7 protein-coding genes are annotated in these 12,530 nt (G+C 72.3%); 3 read left to right on the forward strand and 4 right to left on the reverse strand.

The features are described from left to right. Positions 1-503: 503 nt before the first annotated feature. Complete coding sequence (locus ACFULQ_RS14655; protein ID WP_383543039.1) at positions 504-1,052, reverse strand: MarR family winged helix-turn-helix transcriptional regulator; 549 nt, start codon at positions 1,050-1,052, stop codon at positions 504-506. Positions 1,053-1,174: 122 nt separating this feature from the next. On the opposite strand from ACFULQ_RS14655, the gene ACFULQ_RS14660 reads away from it, so the two are divergent. Beyond that, the gene (locus ACFULQ_RS14660; protein WP_383543309.1) at positions 1,175-2,443 is read left to right on the forward strand and encodes an MFS transporter; all 1,269 of its coding nucleotides are present in this window, start codon (positions 1,175-1,177) and stop codon (positions 2,441-2,443) included. Between the two features lie 76 nt (positions 2,444-2,519). On the opposite strand, the gene ACFULQ_RS14665 is transcribed toward ACFULQ_RS14660, so the two are convergent. Then, on the reverse strand, positions 2,520-4,148 hold the full coding sequence (locus ACFULQ_RS14665; protein WP_383543042.1) for a SpoIIE family protein phosphatase: 1,629 nt from the start codon (positions 4,146-4,148) through the stop codon (positions 2,520-2,522). A gap of 221 nt (positions 4,149-4,369) precedes the next feature. Beyond that, entirely contained in the window at positions 4,370-5,749 is a 1,380-nt protein-coding gene (locus ACFULQ_RS14670; protein ID WP_383543044.1) for an NAD(P)/FAD-dependent oxidoreductase, read from the reverse strand. 374 nt (positions 5,750-6,123) lie between these two features. Between ACFULQ_RS14670 and ACFULQ_RS14675 the strand changes: the two genes are divergently transcribed. Continuing rightward, positions 6,124-6,906, forward strand: a complete 783-nt coding sequence (locus ACFULQ_RS14675; RefSeq protein ID WP_383543047.1) for a TetR/AcrR family transcriptional regulator — start codon at positions 6,124-6,126, stop codon at positions 6,904-6,906. Positions 6,907-7,166: 260 nt separating this feature from the next. Then, positions 7,167-9,110, forward strand: a complete 1,944-nt coding sequence (locus ACFULQ_RS14680) for a sigma-70 family RNA polymerase sigma factor (protein ID WP_383543050.1) — start codon at positions 7,167-7,169, stop codon at positions 9,108-9,110. Here ACFULQ_RS14680 and ACFULQ_RS14685 read toward each other — a convergent pair. Then, a complete protein-coding gene (locus tag ACFULQ_RS14685) occupies positions 9,082-12,309 on the reverse strand; it encodes a BTAD domain-containing putative transcriptional regulator (protein ID WP_383543052.1) in 3,228 nt (1,075 codons plus the stop codon). The genes ACFULQ_RS14680 and ACFULQ_RS14685 overlap by 29 nt on opposite strands. Between the last annotated feature and the right edge of the window lie 221 nt (positions 12,310-12,530).

A 12,530-nucleotide genomic window follows, 5' to 3' on the forward strand; every position in this document is an offset into this window, starting at 1 on the left:
TCAACATATCTGGCGTTGATTTTTGGCACGCTGTTGAGTTCTCAAGGAACGGACGCTTCCTTTGTACTCACCCTCTCGGGCTTTCCTCCGGGCTTTTCCCTTCGGTCTTGCGTTTCCGACTCTATCAGACCGTTTCCGGTTCCGATTTCCTCGGTGCTTTCCAGGTTCCCGCTTCCGCGTTTCCCTTTCCGGCGGTTCCGACTCTATCAGATCCTTTCGGGCCTGATCCCCGGTCAGCGGGGCTTGTCTTCCCGGCTGTTGGGCCGTTCCGACGTCTCAAACCTTAGCGGACTCTCGCTGTGGTCCCAAATCGAGGAGCCACATCCAAATCGAATTGAATTCGGGCACGCCGAATTCACCCCGGCTGGGAGATCGTTCTGATGGTTTGAGTGGCCGCTGTCGCGGCGGGAGGTGCTACCGCAGAACCGTTACGGCCCCGTGGCAACCCGAAGAACTCTACGGATCGCGGAGGGGGCTGTCAAGCACCCTCTGTCAAGATCTTTTCAGTCGAGGTCGCTGAGCCGTCCGCCGGCGTCCGGCTGTGCGTGCTCCACCCTACGCAACAGCCTGGTGAGGACGTCACCGAAGGTGTTGCGCTCCTCCGCGGAGAGGTCCTGGAGCAGGTCCTCCTCGAAGACCGTGGCCATGCGCATCGCCTCCAGCCACTTCTCGCGGCCCTCGGCGGTCAGCTCCACGATCACGCGGACGCGGTTCGACTCGTCCCGCTCCCGGGTGACCAGTCCCTCGGCGAGCATGCGGTCGATCCGGTGGGTCATCGCGGCCGGCGTGAGGCCGAGCCGCTTGGCGAGATCGCTGGGACCCATCCGATAGGGGGCGCCGGAGAGCACGAGGGCCTTGAGCACCTCCCACTCGGCGTTGCTGATGCCGAGGGCGGCGGTCTGGCGGCCGTAGGCGACGTTCATACGGCGGTTGAGGCGCGAGAGCGCCGAGACGATCTGCTCGACCTGGGGGTCGAGGCCCTGGAACTCGCGCTGGTAGGCGGCGATCTGCTCGTCGAGCGTCGGCTCGGGGACGCCAGGGGGCTCGGCCATGTGCGCAGTATCGCACGCCCATCCTTTGCCCTGAAGTCCTTCAGTATGTACTCTTTAGATTCGAACTTTAACTCTGAAGTCTTCACTCCTAACTAGTGAGAGAGGTGAACGTGACCAGGGCGATGGGCGCAGCGATGCGCCGGATCCACGTGGGCAACGCACTCAGCGCGTTCGGGCTCGGTTTCACCGTCCCGTATCTGTACGTCTATGTGGCGCAGGTGCGTGGGCTGGGAGCCATGACGGCGGGGCTGGTCCTTGCCGTCTTCGCCGTGGCGGCACTGGTCGTGCTGCCGTTCGCCGGGCGGGCCATCGTCCGGCGCGGCCCGCTGCCGGTGCTGCTCACCGCCCTGGTCACCGCCGCGATCGGGTCACTGAGCCTCGGGCTCTCGGCCCACGCCTCGACCGTGCTGCTGTCGGCGGCCCTGCTCGGGGCCGGACAGGCCGTGATGCAGCCGGCCCTGGCGACGATGATCGTGGACTGCTCCACCGCGGAGACGCGGTCGAGGGCCTTCGCCACGCAGTTCTTCCTGCAGAACCTCGGGCTCGGCGTCGGCGGTCTCATCGGCGGGCATCTCGTGGACACGTCGAGCGCCGCGTCCTTCACCCTGCTGTTCGCGATCGAGGCGGCGATGTTCCTGCTGCTGGTGGTCGTCATGGCGACCCTGCGGCTGCCGCACTCGCCGCGGATCGCGGAGGCGCCGGGCCGGTCCGCCAAGGGCAGCTGGAAGCAGCTGCTCGGCAACCGGGCCATGGTGCAGCTGTGCGTGCTGGGCTTCGTGCTGTTCTTCGCGTGCTACGGCCAGTTCGAGTCGGGCCTGAGCGCGTACGGCGTGGAGGCCGCCGGCATCTCCACCTCCGCGCTGGGGACGGCCCTGGCCGCCAACACCGCGATGATCGTGGTCGCGCAGTTCGCCGTGCTGAAGTTCGTGGAGCGGCGCAGGCGTACCCGGGTGATCGCGGCGGTCGGCCTCATCTGGGCGATCGCGTGGCTCACCGCGGGTTACGCGGGCCTGGGACACGGCAGCCAGGAGATGGCCACGGCCGCGTTCGTGTCGACGTACGCGCTGTTCGGCCTGGGTGAGGCGATGCTGTCCCCGACCGTCGCCCCGCTGGTCGCCGACCTGGCGCCGGAGGGCATGGCGGGCCAGTACAACTCGGCCTTCGCCCTGGTCAAGCAGCTCGCCCTGGCGGTCGGCCCGGCGGTGGGCGGCCCCCTGGGTGCCTCGCTGCACGCGCCGTACATCGTGACGTTCCTGCTGTTCTCCCTGGGCATCACCTACCTGGCGATACGCCTGGGCAAGCAGCTGACCCCGATCCAGAACCAGCCGTCGCTGAGGAAGAGCCGGGTAGTGGCGCAGGGTGGAGCGACGGCGAAGTCTCTGGCCGCCTAGCTGCAACTCCTCAGGGGCGCGGGGAACTGCGCGACAAGCCCCCACTCAGCCGCAGTCGCCCCGCGTCCTCAGGCCGCTACCCCTTGGGCAACACGAACTCGCACCAGACCGCCTTCCCCCCACCAGGCGTCCTCCGCGACCCCCAGTTCGACGCGATGGTCGCCACGATCGCGATCCCCCGCCCCGACTCGTCCCCCGGTTCCGCCCTCCGGCGCCGCGGCAGGTGGTCGTCCCCGTCCGTCACCTCGACGATCAGGCGCCGGTCGGTGCGGCGGAGCCGTAGCCGCATGGGCGGGGTCCCGTGCTGAAGGGAATTGGCGACCAGTTCACTCACCGCCAGCACCCCCAGGTCATGCAGCTCGACCGGGAACCGCCAACTGGTCAGCACGCCGGAGGCGAACGCACGCGCGCGTGGGGCCGCCTCGACCCCGCCCAGCAGTTCGAGACCGGCGTTGCGGAAGAGCTCGCCCTCGGGGCCGGTGTGGGCCGGGTGCTGGAGGACCATGACCGCGACGTCGTCGTCGTGCTCGGCGGTGACGCCGGCCGAGCGGACCAGGCGGTCGCAGATCACCTGCGGGGTGCCGGTCGCGCCGGCCAGGGCGCGTTCGAGGGCCGCGATGCCCTCGTCCAGGTCCTCGTTGCGGCGCTCGACCAGGCCGTCGGTGTACAGGACGGCCGTGGAGCCCGGGCCGAGGGGAATGGAGCCCGAGGCGTGCATCCAGCCGCCGGTGCCCAGGGGCGGGCCGGTGGGTTCGTCGGCGCGCAGGACGGTGCCGCTCTCGTCGCGGACCAGGATCGGCAGGTGGCCGGCCGAGGCGTAGACCAGCTTGCCCTCGTTGGGGTCGTGGATGGCGTACACGCAGGTGGCGATCTGGTTGGCGTCGATCTCCGTGGCGAGGCCGTCGAGGAGCTGGAGCACCTCGTGCGGGGGCAGGTCGAGGCGGGCGTACGCCCGCACGGCTGTCCGGAGTTGGCCCATGACGGCTGCCGCGCGGACCCCCCGGCCCATGACGTCGCCGATGACGAGGGCGGTGCGCCCGCCGCCCAGGGTGATGACGTCGTACCAGTCGCCGCCGACCGCGGCCTCGGTGCCGCCGGGGTGGTAGGTGGCGGCGATGCGGAGGTCGTCCGGCTGTTCGAGTTCCTGGGGGAGCAGGCTGCGCTGGAGGGTGACGGCGGTTTCGCGCTGGCGGCGCTCGCTGGCTCTGAGGCGCTCGGCGGCCTCGGCGTGGTCGGTGACGTCGGTGGCGAAGACGAGTACGCCGCCGTCGCCTTCGGTGACCGGGGTGCAGGTGAACGTGTAGGAGCGGCCGTCGGGGGCCTTGCGGGACTTGACCGTGCGGGGCTTGCCGCTGCGCAGGACCTGGTCCAGGAGCGGGAGGAGGCCGATCTCGTCGAGCTCCGGGAGGGCTTCGCGGGCCGGTGCGCCGGGCGAGCGCAGTCCGAAGGCGACCACATAGGCGTCGTTGACGTAGGCCAGGCGGTGGTCGGGGCCGTGGACGAGGGCGACGAGGGCGGGGACGCGGTCGAGGACCTCACGGACGGGGAGTTCGTCGACGGCGGGGACCGGGACGGTGAGCTGCTCCGCGCGGGCCGCGGGGACCGCGCCCTCGCTCAGGCGGTCCTCGGTGACCAGGTCGTCGGTCCGCGCTGCGGCGCGGCGCTGCGTTCCGGGGAGGCGGGCGCTCCAGCGCGTGAAGTTCACGAATCCTTGCCTCGTGTCGTCGTCTTCGGCGTCTTCGGGCCGGCTCCTGGATCGGCCGGTGGGCTGGGGACGGCAGCCCGGGGGTGCAGCACGGTGGGAAGACCTCTTGGGTTCGAGGGGCGGGCGGCTGCCCGTCCGAGGACGGGCATCAGTGTGGCAGGGAGCCGACCGGGTCGACATGCGTCAGACGCCGGGGCGGTCGGTGGAGTTCCTCGGTCCGGTCAGGACGACCCCTTCGGGTCGTTCACAGGGTCATGAGGAGGCTTTCCACCGGCCGCGAGTTCGAACTCCGCCCGGGGATGTTCGAGTGAACCGAGGGAGACGATCTCCCGCTTGAAGAGCCCCGACAGGGTCCATTCGGCGAGGACGCGGGCCTTGCGGTTGAAGGTGGGCACCCTGCTGAGGTGGTAGACGCGGTGCATGAACCAGGCAGGGTAGCCCTTCAGCTTGCGTCCGTAGACCTGCGCGACACCCTTGTGCAGTCCCAGGGAGGCCACTGAGCCGACGTACGCGTGCGCGTACGTCTCCAGCGGCTCGCCGCGCAGGGCGTGCACGATGTTGTCGCCGAGGACCTTGGCCTGGCGGACGGCGTGCTGGGCGTTGGGCGCGGTCTCCCTGCCGGGCTCGTCGGCGGTGACGTCGGGGACCGCGGCCGCGTCTCCGGCCGCCCACGCGTGCGTGACGCCCTCCACGGTGAGCTGGGGGGTGCACTTCAGCCGGCCTCGCTCATTGAGCGGGAGGTCGGTGGCGGCGAGGAGCGGGCTGGGTTTGACGCCGGCCGTCCACACGACCGTACGCGTGGGGAAGCGGTTGCCGTCGCTGAGGACGGCGACGCGGTCCACGCAGGACTCCAGGCGGGTGTTCAGCCGGACGTCGATGTTGCGGCGGCGCAGTTCACTGACGGTGTAGCGGCCCATCTCCTCGCCGACCTCGGGGAGGATGCGGCCGGTGGCCTCGACGAGGATCCACTTCATGTCCTCGGGACGGACGTTGTGGTAGTAGCGCGCGGTGTAGCGGGCCATGTCCTCCAGTTCGCCGAGCGCCTCCACGCCCGCGTAGCCGCCGCCGACGAAGACGAAGGTCAGGGCCGCGTCGCGGATCGCGGGGTCGCGGGTGGAGGAGGCGATGTCCATCTGTTCGATCACGTGGTTGCGCAGGCCGATTGCCTCCTCGACCGTCTTGAACCCGATGGCGTGCTCGGCGAGCCCGGGGATCGGCAGGGTGCGCGCGATCGAGCCGGGGGCGAGGACGAGTTCGTCGTACGACAGCTGCTCGCCGCCGGTGCGCTCCTCCTCGGTGGCGAGGGTGGTGAGGGAGGCGGTGCGCTTGGCGTGGTCGATCGCGGTGACCTCGCCGACGAGGATGCGGCAGCGGTCGAGGACGCGGCGCAGCGGTACGACCACATGGCGCGGGGAGATCGATCCGGCGGCCGCTTCGGGCAGGAAGGGCTGATAGGTCATGTACGGGTCGGGCGTGACGACGGTGATCTCGACCTCGGCCCGTTCGAGTTCCCGTTTCAGCTTCCGTTGCAGCCGCAGGGCCGTGTACATCCCGACGTAGCCACCGCCGACAACCAGAATGCGCGCACGTTCCTTCACCATCCCATGACGCACCCGCCGCTTGAGTTTGTCCACAGCCTCGACAATTTGTGTGACCGGAGTTCCTCGGCGCGCCGGGTTGGCCGAATCTCCGGAGCGCGCGGAAGGTTCGCAGGTCAATGGGTGTGCGCCGGGCGGGCGGAGGGGGTGCAATCGGGGCGTTTGGCACCCGTACTCCGATCGGGGGGCGCTCCGTGCGGAACCTGCCCCTTCTGAATTGACCCCCACTCAACTATGTTCGTGTGTCGACGGGGTGTAGGGGGATGCGCTCCGGGTCCGCGACGGGCGGACTCGCGAAACGGGCATGTTCCGCACGCTCCGGCTTTCGATGGCGGGGAGAGTCTCCGGGGGGAGACGTCATTACCGGGGGATCATTTATGCACATTCAGGACTCTCATTGGTCCACCGCGTCAGCCATCGCACCCGGTGGCGGGTCGACGGGCGGCGCGATGGGCTCGGCGATGAGCGCGGCGGGCAACGGACGCGGGGACGTGTCGCGTTCGACCCCGCTGCGCGTGGACGCACAGCGCAATCTGGAACACGTACTGCGCGCGGCGCGCGAGGTCTTCGGCGAGCTGGGTTACGGCGCGCCGATGGAGGACGTGGCGCGGCGCGCCCGGGTGGGTGTCGGCACCGTGTACCGGCGCTTCCCGAGCAAGGACGTCCTGGTCCGGCGGATAGCCGAGGAGGAGACCTCCCGGCTGACCGACCAGGCCCGGGCGGCGCTCGGCCAGGAGGACGAGCCGTGGTCGGCGCTGTCGCGCTTCCTGCGCACCTCGGTCGCGTCGGGCGCCGGGCGGCTGCTGCCGCCGCAGGTGCTGCGGGTCGGGGTCGCCGACGAGGGCGACGGCTACGACGAGGCGCGGGTGCCGCAGCAGCGGACCACGCCGGGCTCCGGTGAGCTGCGGCTGGTCCCGGAGGAGGGCTCGCTGGTCTCCGGCGACGACGACGCCGGGGCGGCGGCGCTGCTGGAGGTCGTGGGCCAGCTCGTGGACCGCGCGCGTGCGGCCGGTGAGCTGCGGACCGACGTGTCGGTGTCGGACGTCCTGCTGGTGATCGCGACCGCGGCGCCCTCGCTGCCGGACGCGGCGCAGCAGGCGGCGGCCTCGGCGCGGCTGCTGGACATCCTGCTGGAAGGTCTGCGGTCGCGGCCGGCGTGACCCGTCAAGGTGACATCGGGGTGCGGTCGGATTGCCGTCCGCACCCCGGAACATTCCCGGCCATTTCCGGCGGATCGCTCAACTGCCGTGCGGCGCACGACGGTTGAGCATTCCCCGAACGGGTGAGAGCTAGTACCGCGCTGCCGGAAAACCCCACGGACGAGTGGTTGCGGCGCACTCAGCCCTACTGACTAAAAGTCGATATGGCACGCTGACCCGGTGTTCTGGACTGGTGGAGCCGGCGGCGGGGGCATTCCGCGATGAGCGTTGACGGGCGGAACGAGCCGCTGGGCGAGGACGACGGGGGCGCCGACGGCACCCCACAGGTGCCCAGTCAGGGCGGCCGGCCCGGCATCCCCCAGGGCGGCATCCCGGCCCAGGGCGGGGAACCCGTCGAGGGCAGCGTGCCGGCCCAGCGCGACCGGCGCGAGGACGGCAGCGTCCTGCCGCCGCCCCCGGATCTGCCGCCCTCCGACGCCGACCTGATCGAGCGGATGCGCTCCGGCGACGACACGGCCTACGAGGCGCTCTACCGGCGCCACGCGAACGCGGTCCGCCGCTACGCCCGCACCTGCTGCCGCGACGGCCACACCGCCGACGACCTCACCGCCGAGGTCTTCGCCCGCGTGCTCCAGGCGGTGCGGCGCGGCCACGGCCCCGAGCACGCCGTGCGCGCCTATCTGCTCACCAGTGTCCGGCGCGTCGCCGCCGACTGGACCAGGTCGGCCAGGCGCGAGCAGCTGGTCGACGACTTCGCGGTGTTCGCCGCGCAGGCCGCGCGCTCGGCACAGGTGTCGGACGACGACACACTCGACCTCGGCGCCGATGTGCGCGCGATGCACGAGGCCGAGCAGTCCATGGCCATGCAGGCCTTCCGGTCACTGCCCGAGCGCTGGCAGGCCGTGCTGTGGCACACCGAGGTCGAGGACGAGTCGCCGAGCGAGGTCGCCACCCTCTTCGGGCTCGACGCCAACGGGACGCGCGTGCTGGCCAGCCGCGCCCGCGAGGGCCTCAAGCAGGCCTATCTCCAGGCCCACGTCAGCGCGACCCTCGCCGGCGACGAGGAGTGCGCCCGCTACGCCGACCGGCTCGGCGCCTACGCCCGCGGGAGCCTGCGCACCCGGGCCGAGCGCGGTCTGCGCAAGCACCTGGAGGAGTGCGCCAAGTGCCGGCTGGCCGCGGGCCAGATCAAGGAAGTCGCCGGCGGTATCCCCGCCGTCGTACCGCTCGCGGTCATCGGCTGGTTCGGGGCCGCCGGGTACGCCAAGGCCGTCGGGCTCATCGCCGGTGGCGCCGGAGCGGCCGGTGCCGCGGGCGCGGCCGCCGGGGCGAGCGGAGGCTCCTCGGGCGGGGCGGGCGCCGGCGGCGCCGCGGCCTCGGAGGGACTCGGCGCGCCGGTGAAGGCCGGTATCGCGGCCGGTGTGGTCGCGGTGGCCGCCGCCGCGGTGGCACTCGCGCTGATCGGCGACGACAGCCCGGCCAGGAAGCCGGACGCCAAGCCGCCCGCCTCCGCACCGGTGGTCGAGCCGGGCGAGCCCACCCCCGCGCCGAGCGTGCCCGAACCGCAGCCCCCGCTGGTCCCGGTCGCGGCGGCCACCCCCACCCCGGCGCCCGCCGACTCGCCCGCACCGGCCCCGAAGACCACCCCCACGCCCACGCCGACCCCCACCCCGAAGCCGACCCCCACAACGGCACCGAAGCCCCCCGCCCCTCCCGCACCCACGCCCACCCCGACACCTACTCCCCCGCCGCCCCCGGCCGTCTACCAGTGGAGCGAGCTGGCCTACGACGTCTCCGGCGACGGCAGCGGGCCCGAGATGCGGATCGGCGAGAGCAGCTGGGTGTGGCAGCGCTACGGCGTCTCGATCGCCGGCAGCCGATACAGCCACGGCGTGACCGTGCACGGCCACTCCTCCGTCACGATCGACCTCAACCGCGCGTGTGCGTCCTACGACGCGATGGTGGGCGTCGACGACATGACGCTGGGCCTCGGCAAGGTCTACTTCTCCGTCTACGCCGACGGGGTCCGGCTGTGGAAGTCCGGTCTCGTCGAGGGCGGGGACGCGGCCGTGCCCGTCCATGTGAACCTCGCCGGGCGCAAGACCGTACGGCTGGTGGTCGAGCCGCACAGCCACCTCGACGACCTCATGCTCGCGGACTGGGCCGAGTCGAAGTTCAGCTGCTCCTGGCGCGCCGCGCCCTGAGCGCCTCGTCGAGTTCGGCCAGGATCTCGGCCAGGGTGAGGTCCGCGCCCCGGGTGTGTTCCGCCGCGTAGCGCTCGGGTCCCAGGCCGGTGCGGGCGGCGGTCTCCGCGCGCTCCACCACCACGCGTTCGGGATGCGGACGCGGATCGCCGTCGCGCCGGCGCTCGGCGGCGGCGAGCAGCCGGACCGCGCGCGGGAGGTCGCCGAGATCGCAGAGCAGGGCCGCCGCCGCGTCCACGAGCGCCGTGATCACCGCGTCGGAGCAGCGCTGGTCGATCGCCTCGCGGATGGTGTCGGTCAGCAGTGGCAGCCCGTGCTCCGGGCCCGACTCCTCGGCCGTGACCATCGCCTCGACCGAGTTCAGCATCACCGTGAACTGCGGCGGCGGCACCACCTGCCCCAGCTCCGCGCGGACCTCGTCCACCAGGGCACGCGCGCGTGCGGGGTCCTTGTCGTCCAGGGCCATATGGGCCCGCAGCAACCGCACGAACGCCCTGGTCTCCGGGACGCCGTACCGGTCGCCGGCCTCGCTCGCCTCCTCCAGGGTGCTCAGCGCCGTCGCCCGCTCACCCGTGCGGTACGCGACCTCGGCGAGCCGGGCGATGAGGAACGGCGTCTCGGCGTACGCCCCCACCTCGTAGGCGAGCCGGAGCGCCGTCTCGTACTCCTCCTTGGCCGCCGCCGGGCGGCCCCGGGCCATGGCCGCCTCGCCGGCCGCGCTGCTGACCTGGGCGCGGAGCCAGCGGTCGCCCACGCGGCGGCTGAGCGTGCGCAGCTCCTCCAGATCGTCGTCCACGCCGGCCATGCCGCCCGGGGAGTCGACGATCATGTGCGTGCGGAACATCAGGGACACGGCCACGGACCAGTCGTCGCCGTGGGCCCGGCAGTTGGCCACGGCGGCCTCCATGAGGGGCCGGATGTCCGTGGGGTCTCCGAGCATGACGCCCACCAGGGGCCAGATCATGCCGGGCAGACGGGCCGCGTCGGGGCCGCCCCGGGCGAAGTGGTCGCGCACGAGGGTGACGTAGCGGTGCAGGCGCGGGTCCAGGCGGCTGTCGATGGGCTCCGTCTCGGCTCTGAGGAAGAGGTAGAGCATGCGGAGGTTCATCCGGACGGGTGTCTCCGTGTGCGGAGCGGCGAGGAAGGCGTCGACCGGGTCCCCGGCCTCGACCCCGTCCACGGTCGCCCCCGGACCCAGCACCCGGACCGCCCAGGACATGCCCTCCCGGCGGTAGTTGCGCAGCCACCAGAACCAGCCCATGGCGAGGACCAGGGCCGAGGCCTCCGGCTCCGCGCCCGCTGTGATCGCGCGGTCGAGGGCGGCGCGGATGTTGTCGAGTTCGGTCTCCAGGCGAGCGATCCAGGGGAGCTGGTCGGCGGAGCGCAGACGGGGTTCGGCCTCCTCGACCAGCGCGCGCACCCACGCGCGGTGCCGGAGCTCGGCGGCGGCACGCAGCGCGGGGGACTCGGCGGCGCGCTCGACGGCGTACTCGTGAATGGTCTCCAGCAGGCGGTAGCGCATGCCGTCGGAGCCGTCCCGCTCCCACGGGACCGCCACGACCAGGGACTTGTCCACGAGCGCCCCGAGGAGCTCGGCGGCCGGTGCGCCGCACACCGCCTCCGCGGCCTCCAGGTCCCAGCCGCCCGCGAAGACGGACACCTCGCGCAGGAACGTCCGCTCCCGCTCGTCGAGCAGGTCCCAGGACCAGTCGACGACGGCCCGCAGGGTCTGCTGGCGGGGCAGGACGGTACGGCTGCCGGAGGTGAGCAGCCGGAAGCGGTCGTCGAGCCGGTCGGCGATCTGCCGTGGGGTCAGCATCCGCAGCCGGGCGGCGGCGAGCTCGATACCGAGGGGGAGCCCGTCGAGCCGCCGGCAGATCTCGGCGACCGACTCCTTGTCCGCGAGCACGCCGGCCGCGTCGGGACGGACGGCGGCGGCGCGCTCGGCGAAGAGGCGGCTCGCCTGGTCGGGGAGGAGGGGCTCGACTGGTCGCACCGACTCTCCGGGCACGCCCAGGGGTTCCCGGCTGGTGGCGAGGACGGTGAGCCCCGGGCAACGGGTGAGGAGGGTCTCCGCGAGGTGGGCTGCCGCCTCGATGACATGTTCGCAGTTGTCAAGGATCAGGAGCTGGCTGCGCGGGGCGCAGTACTCGACGAGCAGGGCGAGCGGGTCGTCCTGCGGGGCCGTCAACTCGGTGGTCATGAGCACGGTCTCGCGCAGACCGAGCGCGCTGACCACCGCGCCGGGCACCGCCTCCGGCCGGTCGAGCGGGGCGAGCTCGACCAGCCACGCCTGCGGGAGCCCGGCGGCGGCCTCCTCGGCGAGACGGGTCTTTCCGGATCCGCCCGGTCCGGTGAGGGTGACGAGGCGGGCCCTGTGCAATTCGGAACGGATGGCGTCGAGTTCGGGTTCCCGGCCCACGAAAGAGGTAAGCCGCGGACGGATGTTGCCGCTGGGATCGGCGGGACGGCTGCGCGGGGGCGTGAGCAGCTCGCCGTGCAGGGCCCGCAGTTGCGGCCCGGGGTCGGTGCCGAGACCGTCGGCGAGCGCCCGGCGGGCTTCCTCGTACGCGGCGAGGGCGTCGGCACCCCGACCGCTGTCCCGCAGGGCGCGGATCAGCAGGAGGTGCAGCGACTCGTCGTACGGGTGCGCCTCGCTCAGCTCCTTCAACTCCGGTACGACGTCCTGGGCGCGGCCGAGCAGCAGGTCCGCCTCGATCCTGGCCCGGGTGGCCTCCATCCGCAGGGCCTCCGGCCGGGTCGCGGCGGAGCGGTCGGGCAGGTCGGCGAGGGCGGGACCGCGCCACAGGGCGAGGGCGGCGGTGAGCGTGCGTGCGGCGGCACGGGGGTCGCCGTGGGCCAGGGCGTCCGTGCCCTCTCTCACCAGCCGCTCGAAGACATGCAGGTCCACGTCGTCGCCGCCGGCGGCCAGCCGGTATCCCTCCGGCCCGGACAGCACCACGCCCTTACCGACGACCCGCCGAAGCCGCCCCACGAGAGCCTGCAGCGCAGCCGAAGCGTCCTGCGGCGGCGCCTCCCCCCACACGTCATCAACCAGCCGCTCCACACTGACGGCCCGCCCGGGCCGTAGGGCGAGGGCAGCGAGCAGCGCGCGAACGCGGGCGCCGCCAAGAGCTATTTCGGCACCGCCATCGCCCATGACTTGGGTGACCCCGAGAATCCTGTACCGCACGGGCATATTGTCGCCGGGTTCGGGCGCCTACGGGGTTGCCTGGCCGGGTTGTGGGGCGGGTGCGGGTCCGTTGTGGCTTGTCGCGCAGTTCCCCGCGCCCCCGCTGCGCTGGGCTTGGGCGGGCGCCAACTGGGGTGCCGGGCCAGGCTGTCGGGCGGGTGCGGGGCCGTCGTGGCTGGTCGCGCAGTTCCCCGCGCCCCTGAGGAGTGCAGTCACGCGCGCTACGA

Origin of the sequence: Streptomyces sp. NPDC057253, from assembly GCF_042669125.1 — a bacterium.
Classification (GTDB): domain Bacteria; phylum Actinomycetota; class Actinomycetes; order Streptomycetales; family Streptomycetaceae; genus Streptomyces.